General features: G+C 56.6%; 14 protein-coding genes and 1 pseudogene. 10 read left to right on the plus strand and 5 right to left on the minus strand.

Going from position 1 to position 18,398, the window contains the following annotated elements; genetic code table 11:
• Positions 1 to 46 precede the first annotated feature (46 nt).
• Positions 47 to 1,639, plus strand: coding sequence for an ABC transporter substrate-binding protein (locus FVB43_RS09365; protein WP_133841949.1), 1,593 nt, complete (start codon positions 47 to 49; stop codon positions 1,637 to 1,639).
• A 547-nt stretch (positions 1,640 to 2,186) separates the two neighbouring features.
• Here the strand turns inward: FVB43_RS09365 and FVB43_RS09370 are convergent.
• Positions 2,187 to 3,110 (minus strand): LysR family transcriptional regulator, encoded by a 924-nt coding sequence (locus FVB43_RS09370; RefSeq protein WP_159336580.1) that lies wholly within the window; start codon positions 3,108 to 3,110, stop codon positions 2,187 to 2,189.
• A gap of 160 nt (positions 3,111 to 3,270) precedes the next feature.
• Between FVB43_RS09370 and FVB43_RS09375 the strand changes: the two genes are divergently transcribed.
• Positions 3,271 to 4,695, plus strand: coding sequence for a M20 family metallopeptidase (locus FVB43_RS09375; RefSeq protein WP_167863814.1), 1,425 nt, complete (start codon positions 3,271 to 3,273; stop codon positions 4,693 to 4,695).
• Entirely contained in the window at positions 4,692 to 5,963 is a 1,272-nt protein-coding gene (locus FVB43_RS09380) for an MFS transporter (protein WP_171148426.1), read from the plus strand. Before FVB43_RS09375 ends, FVB43_RS09380 begins: the two co-directional genes overlap by 4 nt.
• 35 nt (positions 5,964 to 5,998) lie before the next feature.
• On the opposite strand, the gene FVB43_RS09385 is transcribed toward FVB43_RS09380, so the two are convergent.
• Entirely contained in the window at positions 5,999 to 7,039 is a 1,041-nt protein-coding gene (locus FVB43_RS09385; RefSeq protein WP_133841953.1) for an acyltransferase family protein, read from the minus strand.
• 476 nt (positions 7,040 to 7,515) lie between these two features.
• Positions 7,516 to 9,405 (minus strand): sigma-54-dependent Fis family transcriptional regulator, encoded by a 1,890-nt coding sequence (locus tag FVB43_RS09390; RefSeq protein ID WP_167863859.1) that lies wholly within the window; start codon positions 9,403 to 9,405, stop codon positions 7,516 to 7,518.
• Between the two features lie 274 nt (positions 9,406 to 9,679).
• Between FVB43_RS09390 and ssuD the strand changes: the two genes are divergently transcribed.
• From ssuD to FVB43_RS09425, 7 genes are all read left to right on the plus strand, one after another.
• Positions 9,680 to 10,852, plus strand: a complete 1,173-nt coding sequence (ssuD, locus tag FVB43_RS09395) for an FMNH2-dependent alkanesulfonate monooxygenase (RefSeq protein ID WP_167863815.1) — start codon at positions 9,680 to 9,682, stop codon at positions 10,850 to 10,852.
• A 10-nt stretch (positions 10,853 to 10,862) separates the two neighbouring features.
• Positions 10,863 to 11,954: a dimethylsulfone monooxygenase SfnG gene (gene sfnG / locus FVB43_RS09400; protein WP_159336584.1), complete on the plus strand. Its 1,092-nt coding sequence runs from the start codon at positions 10,863 to 10,865 to the stop codon at positions 11,952 to 11,954.
• The gene (locus FVB43_RS09405) at positions 11,947 to 13,338 is read left to right on the plus strand and encodes an FAD/NAD(P)-binding protein (RefSeq protein ID WP_167863816.1); all 1,392 of its coding nucleotides are present in this window, start codon (positions 11,947 to 11,949) and stop codon (positions 13,336 to 13,338) included. Before sfnG ends, FVB43_RS09405 begins: the two co-directional genes overlap by 8 nt.
• A gap of 193 nt (positions 13,339 to 13,531) precedes the next feature.
• Complete coding sequence (locus FVB43_RS09410) at positions 13,532 to 14,941, plus strand: LLM class flavin-dependent oxidoreductase (RefSeq protein WP_167863817.1); 1,410 nt, start codon at positions 13,532 to 13,534, stop codon at positions 14,939 to 14,941.
• On the plus strand, positions 14,938 to 15,951 hold the full coding sequence (locus tag FVB43_RS09415; RefSeq protein WP_133841958.1) for a methionine ABC transporter ATP-binding protein: 1,014 nt from the start codon (positions 14,938 to 14,940) through the stop codon (positions 15,949 to 15,951). The genes FVB43_RS09410 and FVB43_RS09415 overlap by 4 nt, the downstream gene beginning before the upstream one ends.
• The gene (locus tag FVB43_RS09420; protein WP_167863818.1) at positions 15,948 to 16,652 is read left to right on the plus strand and encodes a methionine ABC transporter permease; all 705 of its coding nucleotides are present in this window, start codon (positions 15,948 to 15,950) and stop codon (positions 16,650 to 16,652) included. The genes FVB43_RS09415 and FVB43_RS09420 overlap by 4 nt, the downstream gene beginning before the upstream one ends.
• Positions 16,649 to 17,524 (plus strand): MetQ/NlpA family ABC transporter substrate-binding protein, encoded by an 876-nt coding sequence (locus FVB43_RS09425; protein WP_167863819.1) that lies wholly within the window; start codon positions 16,649 to 16,651, stop codon positions 17,522 to 17,524. The genes FVB43_RS09420 and FVB43_RS09425 overlap by 4 nt, the downstream gene beginning before the upstream one ends.
• Before the next feature lie 41 nt (positions 17,525 to 17,565).
• On the opposite strand, the gene FVB43_RS09430 is transcribed toward FVB43_RS09425, so the two are convergent.
• Together FVB43_RS09430 and FVB43_RS09435 are read right to left on the minus strand one after the other, a co-directional pair.
• Positions 17,566 to 18,027, minus strand: a complete 462-nt coding sequence (locus FVB43_RS09430; RefSeq protein ID WP_167863820.1) for a YqhG/Tai3 family protein — start codon at positions 18,025 to 18,027, stop codon at positions 17,566 to 17,568.
• A pseudogene (locus tag FVB43_RS09435) lies at positions 18,027 to 18,395 on the minus strand (CHAP domain-containing protein). Before FVB43_RS09435 ends, FVB43_RS09430 begins: the two are co-directional and overlap by 1 nt.
• Positions 18,396 to 18,398: the final 3 nt, after the last annotated feature.

Here is an 18,398-nt window from a genome sequence, read left to right on the forward strand (position 1 = left end):
TTACGCACCACCCCCTGATAATGTCAAATAAAAAGCGAGGATGGAGATGAAGAAAGCGGTATTACGCACGGTTCTGGCGGCTCTGGCGCTGACCGTCACTTCAGCGGTTTCGGCAAAAACGCTGGTGTTCTGCTCTGAGGGATCGCCAGAAAACTTTAACCCGCAGCTGTACACCTCAGGCACCAGCGTGGATGCCAGCGCGGTGCCGATTTATAACCGGCTTGTCGATTTTACCCCCGGCACCACCCAGTTGATCCCCTCGCTGGCCGAAAGCTGGGATATCAGCCCGGACGGCACGGTTTACACCTTCCATTTGCGTAAGGGCGTGAAATTCCATAGTAATAAAAACTACAAACCAACGCGTGATTTTAACGCCGACGATGTCATCTTCTCGTTTATGCGCCAGAAAGATCCCGCCAACCCTTATCACAAGGTGTCTAACGGCAGTTACACCAACTTCGAAAGCCTGGAGTTCGGCACCTTGCTGAAAGGCATCGATAAGATTGACGATCACACCGTGCGCTTTACGCTTGCCCATGCGGAGGCGCCATTCCTCGCCGATCTCGGCTGGTACTTTGCCTCGATTCTCTCGGCCGAATATGCCGATGCGATGCTGAAAGCGGGCACGCCGGAAAAAGTGGATCGTGAACCGATCGGCACCGGGCCCTTTGAACTGGCGCAATACCAGAAAGATTCGCGCATCCTGTACCGTGCGTTCCCGCAATACTGGCAGGGTAAGGCGAAGCTGGACCGTCTGATCTTCACCATTACGCCGGATGCCTCAGTGCGCGCGGCCAAGCTGGAGAAAAACGAGTGTCAGGTGATGCCGTTCCCGAATCCGGCCGATCTGAAGCGCCTGGAGGAAAACCCGAATATCACCATGATGCAAAAAGCAGGGCTGAACACCGGATTCCTCGCGTTCAATACGCAAAAAGCCCCGCTGGATAATGTCAAAGTGCGTCAGGCACTCAGCATGGCGATTAACAAATCTGCGATTATCGAGGCGGTATTCCAGGGGACGGGCACCGCAGCAAAAAACCTGCTGCCGCCGGGCGTATGGAGCGCGGATAAAGATCTGAAAGATTACGACTATGCGCCAGATCAGGCGAAGGCTTTGCTGAAAGAGGCGGGCATTGCACCGGGTACCACCATTGACCTGTGGGCGATGCCGGTTCAGCGGCCTTACAACCCGAATGCACGGCGTATGGCGGAGATGATCCAGGCGGACTGGGCGAAGGTCGGCATCAAAGCCAATATCGTCAGCTTTGAGTGGGGCGAATATCTCTCAAGGGTGAAAAACGGCGAACATCAGGCGGCACTGATGGGCTGGACCACGGCAACGGGCGACCCGGATAACTTCTTCGGCCCGCTGTTCAGCTGCACCTCTGCCAACGGCGGTTCCAACTCAGCGAAGTGGTGCTATGCGCCGTTTGATCAGCTGATTACCAAGGCGCGTGCCGAACAGGATCACGACAAGCGGGTAGTGATGTACCGCGAAGCGCAGCAGATCATGCACGATCAGGCGCCAGCGGTGATGATTGCCCACTCGACCATCTTTGAACCGGTACGCAAAGAAGTGACGGGTTATGAAGTGGACCCGTTTGGCAAACACATCTTCTATCAGGTGGATGTGAAATAAAACGCCGTGATGCTGATCTGCGCGATTGTCCAGGTCAAGGTCAACGTCAACGTCAACGTCAAGGGCGTTTCGCTTACCCGCTGCGCGGGCTGAGCGACCCAGGGCGGCCAGTCGCCGCCGCCCTGGGGACCCGGGCTTTGCGGCAGGCGCATCGCCCGCTTTCAGCGGGTGCCTTCGCAAGCGCCGCTCACCGACGGAACGGTCGTGACGGCACCTCCCTGTGCCGGCTCTCCCTCTCACCGCCGTCCTGGCGGTTCGTCCTGGTTCACTGCGCTTCCTCAGCGCTGCTGAATGCCGCCTCAACGTCAAAACCCAGGTCAAAACCAAATTCAAATTAATCCACAGAAATTATCATGTTGTCGCTATTTTAAAACCCACAGCGAGCACAGTTTTTGCGGGGATGGGGCCAGTTTGAGGTAAGCCGGACGTCACGCGGCAGGGACGCCGCGTTCCGAGGCCCGCAGGGATGCGGCCGTTGCCGATCCGGCGTGCTCAAACTGGCCCCAGACCTGAAGCCAGGCTGTCAGCCAATACACCCCGTGCCACATTAAAAATCAAACGCCGCCCGGATACTCTCATCCTTCTGCTTCAACTCATGCCGCACAAATTCCAGAAACAGCGTCAGCGCCGTCCCCGGTTTACGGCCAATGGCGGTCTGAACCTGCAATGAACGCTGGCTGAGCTGCTCAGCACCTACTGATTTCAGCATCAATCCGTGTTCAACCGCCTGGTACATCACCGTGAACTGGCTGCAAATGGTGATTGCCGTGGGGGTCTGTAACAGGAACGTATACAGCGTGCTGAAGTTATTGCAGGTCAGCACAGGTTCAACAAACGTCCCGCTCATACGGCAGGAGAGGTCAAACAGCTGGCGTACCGTGGTTCCCGCATCCGGTAATGCCAGCGGGTACGCCATCAGGTCACTGAGCTGTATCTGCTGTTGCGCCAGCGGGTGACTTTCATGCATCACCAGCAACACCGGGGCGGGCCAGGCGGCCACCACCTCCACGCCGCGTTCCGGGTGAAGACTGAACTGAAACGCCACGTCACATTCGCCACGCCGCATGATTTCGGCCACCTCCAGGGCACTGGCGACCGTCAGATGAAAACTGACGCCGGGATGCAACTGACGAAACTGGGTGCACAGCACAGGCAGCAGGCTGAACGCCATGCCGTCGGTGCAGGCCACCCGCAGCGCGGTGCGGCGAATGGCTTTCAGTCCTTTGATCTCGGCGATGGCATGTTCCATATCCATCATGCTCTTGCGCACGTGGTTTTCGAAAATCTGCCCGGCATCATTCAGCACCATGCCCCGTGCATGCCGTTCAAACAGCGGAGCGCCGACCCGCGCCTCCAGACGCTGGATCTGGCGGCTGATTGCCGACACGGCAACAAACAGCTGCTGACTGGCGGCACTCAGCGATCCACTGTTGGCGACGGCAAGAAAATAGCGAATTTCACTGCTGTGCATCGGGCTGCCTCGTTATGGTGCATGTTCACTGATCGTGCAGAACAGCATTGCTTTTAAAGCAACGCTAACTTGATTATTTGATGATTGTGGCAAAGAGCGATTCTAGCTTAAAACGGAGGGGCAAACACAAAAAGTAAACACAATAAAAACGGACCGATATATGACAGGTGAACAGACGGTAGCGCAGGCCACGGCGTACTTTGACAGTGGCAAATTCAAACAGGTGCTGGCACGCCGCGTCGCCCTGCGCAGCGAAAGCCAGCGTGACGATCGCGATGAGGTGATCCAGCGCTATCTTGATGAAGAGATGGCGCCAGTGATGCAGGCGCTGGGCTTCACCACGGAACAGCTGGCGAACCCGCAGGCACCGTTACGGCCTTTCCTGTTGGCAACCCGCATAGAAGACCCGGAACTGCCGACCGTGCTCTGCTACGGCCACGGTGATGTGGTGTTTGGTGATGATGAAAACTGGCGCAGCGGCCTGACGCCCTGGGAACTGGTGGAAGAGGGCGACCGCTGGTACGGACGTGGCAGCGCGGATAATAAAGGCCAGCACTCGGTGAATATCGCCGCGCTGGAGCAGGTTGCAGCCGCGCGCGGCGGCACGCTGGGCTTTAACTGTAAATTCCTGTTTGAAATGGGCGAAGAGATCAGCTCCCCAGGCCTGATGGAGCTTTGCCAGCGCCACGGCGAGCAGTTGAAAGCCGATATCTTTATCGCCTCCGATGGCCCGCGCCTGAACGCCGTGCGTCCCACGCTGTTCCTTGGCTCACGGGGAGCGGTGAACTTCCGCCTCAGCATTCAGGCCCGCGACCGTGACTACCACTCAGGCAACTGGGGCGGCCTGCTGACCAACCCCGGCACCCAACTGGCCAGTGCGCTGGCCTGCCTGGTCAATCAGCACGGCCAGTTGCAGGTGTCAGCGCTGAAGCCGCCCGCGATCAGCGCGGCGGTCAAAGCGATCCTCAGCGACATTGAAGTGGGCGATGAAAATGGCCCGCAGATTGATCCGAACTGGGGCGAAGCCGGTCTGACGCCAACAGAGCGCCTGTATGGCTGGAACACGCTTGAGGTACTCTCATTCCTCGCCGGAAATCCGGCACGACCAATGAATGCCATTCCCGGCAAAGCGACCGCCGTCTGCCAGCTGCGTTTTGTGGTGGACACCGACTGGCAAAATATTGCCACGCATCTGCGCAACCATCTGGATGCGCACGGTTTTCCGCAGGTGACGGTGGAGGTGCTGCGCGGTTCCCCGGCGACACGTCTTGACCCGAGCGACCCGCTGGTGGACTGGGCGCTGGAGGTGATTGCCAACACCAGTGGCAAAAAACCGGCGCTGCTGCCGAATCTTGGCGGTTCACTGCCGAATGATGTCTTCGCCCACGCGCTGGGATTACCGACGTTGTGGATCCCGCACTCCTATCCGGCCTGCGGCCAGCATGCGGTGGATGAACATATGCTGAAATCCATTGCCCGCGAAGGATTACAAATCATGACCCGGCTGTTCTGGGATTTAGGCGAACAGGGCGGCACGTTGCTGGCCCGTCATCGTGCGCATCGCGCACAGGGGGAATGCCAGTGAGCACTATCGTACAGCAACAACAGGCGGTCACACCGAACCTGTATAAAACCCTGTTTGCCACCTGCGTCGGTAACGCGCTGGAGTGGTTTGATATCGCGGTATACGGTTTTTTTGCCAATTATATTTCCCACGCCTTTTTCCCGACGGAGGACGCCTCAGTCTCCATGCTGCTGACCTTCGGCAGCTTTGGTGTCGCGTTCCTGATCCGTCCTCTGGGGGCCGTTGTGCTGGGGGCGTATGCGGACAGAGTCGGACGTAAAAAAGCGTTGCTGATGTCGATCACCCTGATGATGTTGGGTGGTCTGATGATTACCGTGATGCCGTCATATGAAAGTATTGGCCTGCTGGCACCGATCATGATCCTGCTGGCGCGTCTGATTCAGGGTTTCTCCGCCGGTGGGGAATTCGGCAGTTCGACGGCTTTCCTGGTGGAGCATTTCCCGGAACGTCGCGCATTTATTGCCAGCTGGCAGTTTGCTACCCAGGGTGCCAGTACCCTGATGGCGTCGGCGTTTGGCCTGGGGCTGACCGCCTGGCTGACAGAGGCGCAGATCCAGGACTGGGGATGGCGCATTCCGTTCGCGTTTGGTCTGCTGATTGGTCCGGTGGGTCTGTATATTCGCCGTCATGTGCATGAGCCAGCCAGCTTTGTTGCCCAGCCTAAATCACATGCCCCGCTGAAGGACCTGATGGGGCGCCAGAAAACATTGCTGCTGCTGGCCATCGGGCTGATGGTGATCTCAACGGGCGTTAACTACATGCTGAACTATGTGCCAACGTATGCAACGAAAACGCTGCATCTGCCAGGTTCAGTGGCCTTTACCGCCACGCTGGTCGCCGGGATTATTCTGACGGTGGTCACGCCGCTGATGGGGCTGTGGGCCGAGAAAGTGGGGCGCGTGCCGCTGATGTGGGGATCGCTTATTCTGCTGGCGCTGACCATTTATCCTGCCTTTAAGATGGTGGCAGATAACACCACGCCGACAACGTTGATCCTGCTGGTTGGCTGGATGGCCTTACTGAAATCGGTCTACTTCTCTACCGTGCCGTCGATGATGGCTGACCTGTTCCCGATGTCGACCCGCGCAAGCGGCATGGCCATCAGCTACAACGTTGCGGTGACGGTGTTTGGTGGTTTTGCCCCGCTGATTTGTACGCTGTTGATTAGCATGACGGGGTCCAGTCTGGCACCGAGCTATTATCTGATGCTGCTGGCGGTGTTCAGTGCGGTGGCATTGTTTAAAAGTCAGTACCGGGTAGGGCGTTAAGCGGAAAAAGGGCCGGATTATCCGGCCCTTTTGCTTTAGCTGGTTTTGACGCGGAAGGTCATTGTGGCGCGCTTCTCAATCATCCAGTAAATCAGATAACCGACAACGGCAGACGCCACGCTGAGGATCACCATCGCCAGATACATCGTGGCGGTACTGGGGGTGGGTAACAGCACATGCAGCACTTTCTGCAGTGCGCCCATAAACAGACGGTGGCAGAGATAGATAGAGTAAGAAGCCAGGCCAATGCCGGTGACGACACGCGTAAAGTGGGTCTGACGTTGCGAGGCGAATTCCATCCCGGTGAGCATAAAGAAACTGAGCGACAGCAGCAGTAACTGGGGATAGCCTTGCAACCACAGCGTCGATACCGCCAGTAATCCAGTAATCACGGCAAGAGATAAAACATTATGGGCATAACGTTGACTGAATCGTTTTTGCAGCATAAAACAGACAATGCCGCTGAGGAAATAAAGCATGATCTCATCGGTATAGAACTGGAAATAGGGCCGCTGTGAATCGCCGAATGATCCGATCGCAATGAAGGCGAAAATAGTGATGAAAATAAACCACATTCCACTGCGGCGATTGAATAACATACCAATCGCAAATACCAGATAGAACAGCATTTCATAACACAATGTCCAGCCTACTGATAATACCGGTGTCAGTGTGTCCAGTTCTTTAATATATACAGAGGGAATAAACAGCAAGGAGAGAATATCATCCAGCGGCGTTAATACCGTCGACGGGAACCAACCCGGATTAATGACCCAGGCCACAATCGTCAGCAGGGTGAACAGATAGTACATTGGCAAAATACGCACGAGACGTTTTTTGACAAACAACCCCATCTTGCCCTTACCAAAGTCCTCCCAGTGCACGCAGGCCATCAGGTAACCGCTGATCATAAAGAACAGGTATACGCCGAGTTTCCCCACGGCGCCGCCGTAACCAAACAGACCGGAAAAATAAGCCGGACTCAGTTTGGCAGAAAAACTTTCAGCATGACAAACGACTACCAGCATACAGGCAATGGCCCGTAGATAAGTAATCGACAGGATATTTGTTTTCACCGACAACCCCCTCGGATTTTTAAATTTCCAGGAACCACTCAATAGCAAGGATGTAAAATTTAATCTTCTTAAATAAAATTAAGGCAAAAGAGGGCTAATAACAGCCAATTCTATAAGTCTGCTATGGAGGAACGATTCCCTGGTGTTATTGCGCAACCGCATATCATCTCGGATCATGGCGATCTGACAGGCTACGGCGAATAAACTTTACTCCAACAGGGAGATGAATTCCAAAGGTAAACTATTGTCAGGAAGTATTTAGGAATAACTCGCAGGGTGGCGGAATAAACTCATTAGCCTGGTATGACTAATTTATCAGTTTATTTGATGTTTTCTCGCCGAAATGGCGATTATTATCTTTCTGATTTATAACGATAACCTTACATAAAGCTATCGGTTACCATTGGAAACATTATCAGAAAGTTGAAATTATTCAGACAAATTTTGTGACAAGTAAGCTTTGCTAATCATTGGCCTTATCCACGCCACACGGCATCACGTACATGCACCGCTTTCGGCAGTAACCCCAGCGCAAAGAAACGGTCAGCAATCGCCTGCTGGGCGCGGATCACCGACAAATCCATGCGGCGGGTTTGATGGCTGCGGCGCTGTAAAGCATGTGACACCGCCTGCGGGGAGAGGCCGAGCTCAGCAGAGAGCAGGGCGGCCGCCTCCGGGCGATGGGCATCAATGTAGCTGCCAGTTTGTACCAGCGCCGCCAGCAGCTGATGCAACAAATCTGCGGAGTGGGCGGCAAAATCGCGATGCGCCAGATAGAACTGATGGTTGTTCACCCGTCCGCGTCCATCGGCAATCACGCGCAGCTGACCGCTCAGTTCCGCATCGCTCAGCAGCGGGTCCCACATCATCCAGGCATCCACGGCATGATGATCGCTGGGGGTCAGAGGATATTTGGGCGGTGCGTACAGCACACGGACATCATTCAATGTCATACCCGCTTCATCCAGCATCTGCACCAGCAGGTAATGCACATTAGACCCTTTATTCACCGCAATGCGCTTACCGCGCAGATCGGCAATCGTCTGGATTGGGCTGTCCGGTGTCACCAGCAGGGCGACGCTCTGCGGTGCCGCGGGTTCCCAGGCAACGTACAGCAGCGGGCTGTTGCCCGCCTGGGCAAAAACAGGCGGCACTTCACCCGTGGTACCAAAGTCAATTTCGCGATTATCCAGCGCATGTAACAGCTGCGGCCCGGCGGGAAACTCGCTCCACAGCACGCTGATCCCCCGCTGGGTAAATTCAGCTTCCAGGCTCTGGCGCGCTTTCAGGATGCCGAGATTGCCAAACTTCTGATAGCCGATACGCAGTTCACGATCCTGGTGGCCCTGGCGTGAGGCATCGTGCCGTGCTGTGCTGACCAGGCTACGGCGGGCTTTAATCAGGCCAAGATGGCCTAAGTGAGTGCGCAGGGTATTACGGCTGATCCCCAGTAACGCAGCGGCCTGAAGCTGATTTTCGCCGCTCAGTTCAAACGCATTACGCACCAGCGCATCCAGTACCCGTTGATACAAGGGGCCGCCATCGCCCTGTAACTGCTGGCGCAGAAACGTATCCAGCGCCTGTTCGCTGACGGGGTGCGGTTCGAGTCTTTCGGTGTTCAGCCGGAGCTGATGCGGCGAGATAATCGACTCTTTACTCAGTAGTACGGCGTTATGCAGGGTATTTTCCAGCTCACGCACATTGCCAGGCCAGGCATAGTCCATCAACGTGGCGATGCTCTCTTCACTCAGCCGCAGCTGCGGACGCCCCAGACGGCGGGCATACAGCGTCAGAAAGTGGTCGGCCAGCAGGGGAATATCTTCGCGTCGCTGACGCAGCGGGGGCAACGTCACCGCTGCCACATTAAGACGATAAAACAGGTCTTCACGGAAACGGCGCTCGCGAATGGCATGGGCAAGGTCGACATGCGTGGCAGCAATCACCCGAACGTTGACCTTCACCGGGCGGCGTGAACCCACGCGCGTGACCTCCCGCTCCTGCAAAACACGCAGCAGTTTGACCTGCAACGGCAGGCTCAGCTCACCGATCTCATCCAGCAACAGCGTGCCGCCCTCAGCCGCTTCAAACCAGCCCTGATGACGTTCAGTCGCCCCGGTAAATGCCCCTTTCTCATGGCCGAACAGTTCCGACTCCGCCAGGCTCTCGGTCAACGCCCCGCAGTTCACCGCCACAAAGGGCTGTGACTGACGCAGGCTGTGATGGTGCAGATAGCGCGCCACCACTTCTTTGCCGGTGCCAGTTTCACCAACAATCAGCACCGTGGCGTCGGTGGGTGCCAGCCGATCCAGTACGCTTTGAAACGCAATGGAGGCGGGATCAATCAGTAACGGGCCGGGATGCGACATGCTGTATTCCTGACGAGAGAAGAGAGGAAAAGAGTATCCTGGCGCGCCATCCGGGGCGAGGGGGTAACCGGCATGATTGCTGCAAATGCAACAGACTTCCGTCAGTGACTGCTGCATTTGCAGCAGAGAAAGCCGGTTTTTATCAACGGCAATGCGATGATAAATAACGATTTTTACACCGATAACAGTTGGCACACTTCCTGCTAATGGTTTTATAACCAAAGCGTAACTTTGTATCGAATAAATTCAGATATAGTTATATAGGAAACAGATAATGAGCGAGTCAGCGCAGGACAATATCAACGTATTTTGGTTTCTCCCGACCCACGGAGACGGCCGCTATCTCGGCACCACCGAAGGCGGGCGTCCCGTCGACCTGCCGTATCTGCAACAGGTGGCGCTGGCCGCCGACAACCTCGGCTATTACGGCGTGCTGATCCCGACCGGAAAAAGCTGTGAAGACTCCTGGCTGGTCGCTGCTGCGCTGGCACCGATCACCAAACGACTGCGCTACCTGGTTGCAGTGCGTCCAGGCCTGCAACCACCCAGCCTTGCCGCACGAATGGCCGCCACGCTGGACCGACTGTCCGAGGGGCGCTTGCTGATCAACGTGGTGACCGGGGGGGATCCGGTTGAGAATAAAGGTGACGGCATCTTCCTCAGCCATGCGGACCGCTACCAGGTGACGCGCGAATTCCTTGAAGTCTATTCACGCCTGCTGAAGGGTGAAAAGGTCGATTTCCACGGCGACCATATTCGCGTGGAAGGGGCGGAGATCCTGTTCCCGCCCGTGCAGGAAGATGGTCCGCCGCTCTACTTTGGGGGATCTTCCGATGAGGCGATTGATGTTGCCGCCAGCCAGATCGATACCTACCTCACATGGGGTGAGCCCGTGGCGCAGGTGGCTGAAAAGCTGGCGGTAGTACGGAAACGTGCAGAAGAGCGAGGCCGCCAGTTGAGCTACGGCATCCGTCTGCACGTCATTGTGCGGGAAACGGAAGAAGAGGCCTGGGCTGCCGCTGACCGTCTGATTTCTCATCTGGATGAAGACACCATCGCTGCGGCTCAAAAGATTTTTGCCCGTATGGACTCCACCGGCCAGGCCCGCATGAGTGCGCTGCACAGCGGTTCGCGTGATGACTTAGTGATTGGCCCAAACCTGTGGGCCGGTGTTGGCCTGGTCCGTGGCGGTGCAGGCACGGCGCTGGTGGGCAGTCCGCAGCAGGTGGCGGACCGCATCCGCGAATATCAGGCGCTGGGCATTGAGAACTTTATTCTGTCGGGCTATCCGCATCTGGAAGAAGCCCACCGTTTTGCCGAACTGGTGATGCCGCTGCTGCCACTGGCATCGAATGCGGAAAAACGTCAGCGTACGGTCAATACCGGTCCATTTGGTGAAACGATCGGCGGCGACCGCCGTCCGGCGAAAAACAGCAGCGCCAGCTGAGGAGAGAACGATGAGTCATCAACCAATACAGTTTGCTTACTGGGTGCCTAACGTTTCTGGCGGGCTGGTGATCAGTAACATTCCCCAGCGTACTGGCTGGGATTTTGACTATAACCGCAAGCTGGCACAAATCGCGGAAAAAGCCGGTTTTGACTATGCGCTGACCCAGATACGTTTTACGGCCGGATACGGTGCAGATAATCAGCATGAGTCGGTCAGCTTCTCGCAGGCATTGCTCGGCGCGACTGAAAAACTGAAAGTCATCGCCGCCTTGCTGCCCGGACCGTGGAATCCCACGCTGGCTGCGAAACAAATTGCGACGATCAGTCATCTGTCGAATGCGCGTATTGCCGTGAATGTGGTCAGCGGCTGGTTTCGTGGGGAGTTCAAGGCGATTGGTGAGCCGTGGCTGGATCATGAAGAGCGCTATCTGCGTTCAGAAGAGTTTATTCGCTGCCTGCGTGGTATCTGGCAACAGGATGTCTTCAACTTTTCCGGCGATTTCTATCGCTATCGCGACTATTCGATGAAGCCAAAACCGCTCGATCCATTGCCGGAAATATTCCAGGGAGGGAGTTCACGCGCCGCCCGGGATATGGCAGCACGGGTATCTGACTGGTACTTCACCAACGGCAACAGCGTGGAAGGCATCCGCCAGCAGGTAGACGATATTCGCCAGAAAGCGGAACAGAACCAGCATCAGGTCAAAATCGGTGTTAACGGTTTCGTCATCGCCCGCGATACAGAGCAGGAAGCCCAGCAGGCGCTACAGGCGATCCTCGACCATGCCAACCCGGATGCGGTAAAAGGCTTCCAGCATGAGGTCAAAAATGCGGGTAGCGCTTCACCCGAAGGCGAAGGTAACTGGGCGAAATCGACGCTGGAAGATCTGGTGCAGTATAACGATGGCTTCAAAACCAACCTGATCGGCACGCCGTTGCAGATTGCTCAACGTATCATCGCGCTGAAAGAGGCCGGGGTCAGTCTGATGTTGCTGGGGTTTCTGCATTTTCAGGAAGAGGTCGAATTCTTTGGCCGCGAGGTGATTCCTCTGGTGCGTGAGCTGGAACGTCAACAGCAGCGAGAGCACAGTCATGGCTGAGCGTCATATCGTTATCGTCGGCGGCGGCTTTACCGGCACCGCAGTGGCCATCCATCTGGCAAGGCTCGGTGACGCCGGGCTGATGGTAACGGTGGTGGAGCCGCGTTCACAGCTGGCACGCGGAGTGGCCTATGGTACCCGCGATCCGGCGCACCGCATTAATGTCCCCGCTGACCGCATGCAGCTTTCGGGGGCGGAACAGGGGGATTTTGATCGCTGGTTCCGCGCCTCACCGGCTTACCAGACGGACCCGGACGCACGCTGGCACGATGGCAAGGTTTATCCACAGCGCGGTCAGTTTGGCGCGTATATCGCCGAACAGTTTGCCCGCGCACAGCTGCACTCTCCGGTCAAACTGCACCATCTCTGTGACCGGGGGGTGGCGCTGGAGCAGGGAACGCTGCGTACCGCGTTGGGTAAAAAGCTTCAGGCCGATGATGTGGTACTGGCGATCAGTCATCCGCCTCCGGCGCTGCCGCGTGCGGTGGCACTGGCGCTGGAAGGGCATCCGGGGCTGATTGCCGATCCCTGGCGTCATGATGCGCTGACCACGATTGCCCCTGATGAACGGGTCGCCATTATGGGCAGTGGCCTGAGTATGTCGGATGTGGTGGCAACGTTACACCGTCACGGACATCGCGGGCCGATTGTGGCGTTTTCGCGCCGGGGGCTGCTGCCTCGCCCGAACCTCAGTGGCCCGTTTGAACCGCGTCCACTGGACTACCAGCAGCCGCAACACGCCTCGGCGCGCGCGTGGCTGCACCGTATTCGCCAGGAAGTGGCTGCTGCCGCTCTGCAGCAACTGCCGTGGCAGCTGGTTCTCGATGATATTCGCGTTAACGGACAGCGCCTGTGGCAGCAACTGTCCCTCAATGAACAACGCCGGTTCCTGCGGCATCTGCGCCCGTGGTGGGATGTGCATCGCTATCGCATTGCGCCACAGGTCAGCGCGGTACTGGAACAGCTGCAGCAGCGCGGCCAGTTAACGGTTCAGGCTGCGCGTCTGGCAGCGGTTACCGCAGCAGGTGCCGACATCACCCTGCGGCTGCAACCGCGCAGCGGTGAAGCGCAGAGCCTGAACGTGGATCGGCTGATTATCACCACCGGACCTGCGCACGGCGGGCTACTGCAAAGCGATGTGTTGCTGCATCAGCTGGCCGCGACGGGCGTAATACAGGCCGATCCGCTGGCGCTGGGGATCCAGGTTAATGCGCGTTCGCAAACGGAACGTGCTGACGGTAGCGCCAATCCACATCTTTATGTTGCCGGCCCGGCGGCGCGCGCCCGCTTCGGTGAACTAATGGGGTTGCCGCAGGTGGCAGAACATGCGGAAAGCGTTGCCCGGCAGCTGCTGGGGCTGGATGCGGAGCGATGTCCCGTCTGACGCGTTAACTCACCGAAAAAAATAACCTAAATAATTCGAGACCCTAAATAATTCGAGCTGAAGGAAGGCGGCAAGCCCGAGAGTCCCCAGGAGCATAGATAACTATGTGACTGGGGTGATCGGGCGCAGCCAACGCACCTGCAGCTTGAAGTATGACGGGTGTCGGCTGTCTGGAATCTGGAGTGTGCTATCTATGTCTCAACAACGTGAAATTCGCCTGAATGCCTTTGATATGAACTGTGTCGGTCACCAGTCGCCGGGCCTGTGGGCGCACCCGCGTGACCGCTCCTGGCAGTACAAAGATTTAAGCTACTGGACCGATCTGGCGCGTCTGCTGGAGCGCGGCAAGTTCGATGGTCTGTTTATTGCGGATGTGCTGGGGGTTTACGACGTGTTGAACGGCGATAACCAGGCCGCGATTCGTAATGCCACCCAGGTGCCGGTCAACGATCCGCTGGCGCTGATCACCCCGATGGCGCTGGTGACCGAACATCTCGGGTTTGGCCTCACTGCCTCGCTGTCGTTTGAACATCCGTATCCGTTTGCCCGCCGTATCTCAACGCTCGATCACCTGACCAAAGGGCGCATTGGCTGGAACATCGTTACCTCCTATCTGGAGAGCGGGGCACGCAACATCGGCCATCAGTCGCAGACCGATCACGATGCCCGCTATGACTATGCCGATGAATATCTTCAGGTGATCTACAAACTGCTGGAAGGGAGCTGGGAAGAGGGAGCAATCCTGCGCGATCGTGAGCGCCGCATCTTCAGCGATCCGAACAAAATTCATCCAATTAACCATCAGGGCACCTTCTTCCAGGTGCCGGGCATCCACCTGTGTGAGCCTTCGCCTCAGCGCACCCCAGTGCTGTATCAGGCCGGTGCGTCCAGCCGTGGCAAACAGTTTGCTGCCGAACATGCTGAATGCGTGTTTGTCGCCGCACCGTCTAAAGTGCTGCTGAAGAAAACCGTGGCGGATATTCGCCGCCGCGCAGCCGAAGCCGGACGCGACCCGCGCAGCATCCTGATTTTCAACCTGCAAACGGTGATCGTCGATGAGACGGACCAGGCGGCACAGGCCAAATGGCAGGAGTACAAAAGCTACGTCAGTTACGAGGGCGCGCTGGCGCTGATCTCCGGCTGGACGGGCATCGATTTCGGCCAGTATCAGCCTGACCAGGTGCTAAAACACCTGCACACCAATGCGATTCAGTCAGCTGTAGAAACCTTCTTTACCGCCGACCCTGATCGCCAGTGGACGGTGCAGGCGCTGGCGGACTGGGTGGGCATTGGCGGCTTTGGTCCGTTGCTGGTCGGCAGTGCGCAAACGGTGGCCGATGAGCTGCAAAGCTGGGTGGAAGAAACGGATGTTGACGGATTTAACCTCGCGTATGCGGTAACGCATGAAACCTTCAGCGATGTGGTGGAACACCTGATCCCGGAACTGCAAAAACGTGGCGTGTACAAGAAAGAGTACCAGCCCGGCACCCTGCGCGAAAAACTCTTTCACCAGGGCGCTCGTCTGGCCGAACCACATCCGGGCGCGGGCTACCGCCGGGAATCACAGACTGCGGTCGTGGCAGAAGATGAGGTCACTCCATGATTGAAATCGACGGCCTGCGTAAACACTACACGGCGGCAGGGGGCCGCACGGTTGAAGTGCTGAAAGGCATTTCACTGACGGTGCCCGCCGCGTCGATCACGGCAGTGGTTGGCCCGAGCGGTGCCGGGAAGTCGACGCTGGCAAAGTGCATCAGCCTGCTGGAGCGGCCCAGCTCCGGCAGTATCCGGGTCAACGGCGAAGATCTCTCTCGCCTGTCCGGTGTCGCGCTGCGGCGTGAACGGCGTGCCATTGGCACCGTCTTTCAGTCGTCCGCGCTGCTGCAACGCAAAACCGCCTGGGAAAACGTCGCGCTGCCGCTGGAGTGGCTGGGTGTGGTGCCTGGGGAAATCAAACGCCACGTTGGTCAGCTGCTGGACAGCGTGGGGTTGTCGGACAAAGCGGGGTACTACCCGGCTCAGCTCTCCGGCGGTCAGCGTCAACGCGTCGGTATTGCCCGCGCCCTGGCGCTGAAACCCTCCGTATTGCTGGCCGATGAAGCGACCTCCGGGCTGGACCCACAGGCCACCGATGCCATTCTGCTGTTGCTGAAACAACTTCGTCAGCAGTTTGGGTTGTCGATCATCCTGATTACCCACGAGATGGACGTGGTGCGCAGCACCGCCGATGCCGTGGCAGAAATCCGCGACGGTCAACTGGTGCAGCAGGGGCCATTACAGCAGCTGCTCAGCACCCCGGATTCGGCGCTGGCCGCACAGCTGTTCCCGCTGCGTCCGGTTACCGCCAGCGGTGACCTGCTGCTGCGTCTGACCTGCGCACCGCCACTGGCCACCGACTGGATCAGCCGGCTCAGCGTGCAGCACAACGTGCAGGTTGATCTGCTGGCGGCGCATGTGGAAGAGGTGGCGGGGCAACTCGCCGGACGGATGCAGATTGCGGTGCGTTTTAACCAGCGCCCGCTGTCACCTGAGGCGCTAATTACCGCTCTGGCACAGCTGGGTATGAAGGCACAAATCATCGAGGCGCGCCCGCGCTTGCAGGAGGCCGGATGAAGCCCGTTGACGTTACCAGCCAGGATACCCCCTGGAACCAGATCCATGAACTGATGCTGCCTGCCTACGGTGAAACCTGGCTGATGGTCGGCATTGTGATGCTGTTTGTTGTCACTCTCGGCGGGACGCTGGGCGTGGTGTTGTTTAACACCTCGCGCGCCGGACTATTTCCGCAAGCGGGGCTGAACCGTATCCTGAGCGCGTTGGTGAATATTGGTCGTTCACTGCCGTTTCTGGTGCTGATGGCGGCGATTATTCCGTTCACCTTCTGGTTGACCGGTACCACCATCGGCATTCCGGCGGCTGTGATCCCAATGATTGTTGCCGGGACGCCGTTTTTCGCCCGCCTGGTGGAGAACGCACTGCGTGAACTGCCGCCGGAAGTGACGGCGGTCGGACTGGTGTCCGGCGGTTCGCGCTGGCAGGTGATCACCGGGGCGCAGCTCAGTGAGGCGCTCCCCGCCATCGTCGCTGCGATCACCCTGAACGTCATCTCGATGATCGAATACTCCGCCATTGCGGGCACCATTGGTGCCGGGGGCATCGGCTATCTGGCCGTGGTGTATGGCTACCAGCGTTTTGATAACCACATCATGATCGCCACCATTGTGGTGCTGATTGTGACCATCCAACTGATTCAGTTTATTGGCGACCGCGTGGTTGCCGCACTTCAACACTCACAGGGTACACACTCATCATGACACAGCAGAATTTTGAACTGAAAAAGAAGAAAACCTGGCCGTGGCAGGTCGCCATCGTGGCTATTGTGCTGATCGCCGGACTGGGCTGGTACTTCACAGCCCAGCAGCGTCACAGCGTGACTTTCGGCACCACGCTGAAAGTGCATTTTGAACCGGCGATGGCCGGAGAGCAGCGGCTGATCGAATATGTCGCGCAGAACATTGCGCCAGATTATGGCATCAAGCTGGAAGCGGTAGGGTTGCAGGATCCGGTGCAGGCTGACCGTGCGGTGGCGGAAGGCCAGTATGCGGCAACCATCTATCAGCACCAGTGGTGGCTGAAGCAGGTGGTGGATGCCAACAAGTTTGAACTGACCTCGACCCTGCCGGTATTCCAGTGGGCATTCGGCATCTACTCTGACCGTTACAAGACCATTGCTGATCTGCCGCAAGGCGCGGAAATCGTGGTACCGAATGACGGTGCTAATCAGGGGCAGGCGCTGTGGCTGTTACAGCGTATTGGTCTGATTGGTTTGGATCCGGCGGTAGAACCGCGTACGGCGAAATTAAAAGATATTAAAGAGAATCCACATAAGTTTAATTTTAAAGAACTCGATCTGTTAACCATGCCACGGGCATTAAATTCTGTGGATGCGGCGATTGGGTATGTTTCCCAGTTTGATGCAGGAAAAGTTTCTCGCGACAAAGGCATATTATTCCCGCCTGCGCCACAAACCTTTTCCTCACAGTTGGTGATTGGTACGCCTTATTTAAACGATGAAAATATTATCAAGCTGAAAAAAGCGTTTGCCGATCCCCGTGTGCAGCAGTGGTTAAAGGAAACCACCGATCCGCTGGTGCAGGGTGTGCTGGTGCCTGTTTCGGAAAAATAAAATGTTCAGCCCGGAATCGTCCGGGCTTTATTAATGATGTGTTATTTGCTGTAACTGAATATACGATGTTCAAAATTGTCAGTAATATCGCGTACGCGGTAAATCTTCCAACGTCCATTTTCTTCTCGCAACCAGGCCTGGAGATGAAGCGATTGATCATCTTCGACTCCCAGCCAAACATCAACCACTTCACTGCTCATCATTGCCTGTGGTTTTCCCACCTTCAGAGCTGGGATCCATGCAGGGTCATAGTCCTGAGTGTAGGTAAAATAGTCAGAATTAACGATTTCCTGCTCAGGAATTTTGGCAATGTTTTCAAGACGATTTAACGTATCTGTGGAGACATACTGATTGAGCCACTGAGGTCGATTTTCAGAGGCTGATGAAGAGAATGATGTGAGGTAGGATTTATAAAAATCGTATGCTTGAGTGCGTGAATCCTGTCTATTTGCAACACAGCACGCTGAGAGAAAAGAAGCAATTAAAATCATCCCAATACGCATCAAGGCATCCTGTAAATTTTAAAAGAAGGTTGAGAATGCCGATAGCCAGGGCCGGGATACATTGTGCGCTGCCTGAAATCTGAGATTCATATTGAGCCATCAAACATTGCCATATGCCCGGCTGGGTTTCCTCCACTATAAGGTTGGATAACCACAATATCACCAGCATTTATCGTTGAACCAGGAGGTAATTCACGAAACCCTGCACGAGATAATGACGTGCCATAATTTTTTGCATTACTTGTTCGATTGAGAGTGAGGCCACCAGCTTCGATTGCGTGCCTGGTAAATTCAGCGCAACGATTTTGGGATTCTGCATTAGCACGGCTTCTTAAATGTTGTAATGCCCGGTCTCTGTTCCATGTCATAGA

The organism is Erwinia rhapontici (assembly GCF_012271765.1).
Taxonomy (GTDB): Bacteria; Pseudomonadota; Gammaproteobacteria; order Enterobacterales; family Enterobacteriaceae; genus Erwinia; species Erwinia rhapontici.

Bases quoted from the DNA above. Each gene is read 5' to 3' on its own strand.
- FVB43_RS09365 (WP_133841949.1), top strand. From the start codon at position 47: ATGAAGAAAGCGGTATTACGCACGGTTCTGGCGGCTCTGGCGCTGACC.
- FVB43_RS09370 (WP_159336580.1), bottom strand. From the start codon at position 3,110: ATGCACAGCAGTGAAATTCGCTATTTTCTTGCCGTCGCCAACAGTGGA.
- FVB43_RS09375 (WP_167863814.1), top strand. From the start codon at position 3,271: ATGACAGGTGAACAGACGGTAGCGCAGGCCACGGCGTACTTTGACAGT.
- FVB43_RS09390 (WP_167863859.1), bottom strand. From the start codon at position 9,405: ATGTCGCATCCCGGCCCGTTACTGATTGATCCCGCCTCCATTGCGTTT.
- ssuD (WP_167863815.1), top strand. From the start codon at position 9,680: ATGAGCGAGTCAGCGCAGGACAATATCAACGTATTTTGGTTTCTCCCG.
- sfnG (WP_159336584.1), top strand. From the start codon at position 10,863: ATGAGTCATCAACCAATACAGTTTGCTTACTGGGTGCCTAACGTTTCT.
- FVB43_RS09405 (WP_167863816.1), top strand. From the start codon at position 11,947: ATGGCTGAGCGTCATATCGTTATCGTCGGCGGCGGCTTTACCGGCACC.
- FVB43_RS09410 (WP_167863817.1), top strand. From the start codon at position 13,532: ATGTCTCAACAACGTGAAATTCGCCTGAATGCCTTTGATATGAACTGT.
- FVB43_RS09415 (WP_133841958.1), top strand. From the start codon at position 14,938: ATGATTGAAATCGACGGCCTGCGTAAACACTACACGGCGGCAGGGGGC.
- FVB43_RS09420 (WP_167863818.1), top strand. From the start codon at position 15,948: ATGAAGCCCGTTGACGTTACCAGCCAGGATACCCCCTGGAACCAGATC.
- FVB43_RS09425 (WP_167863819.1), top strand. From the start codon at position 16,649: ATGACACAGCAGAATTTTGAACTGAAAAAGAAGAAAACCTGGCCGTGG.
- FVB43_RS09430 (WP_167863820.1), bottom strand. From the start codon at position 18,027: ATGCGTATTGGGATGATTTTAATTGCTTCTTTTCTCTCAGCGTGCTGT.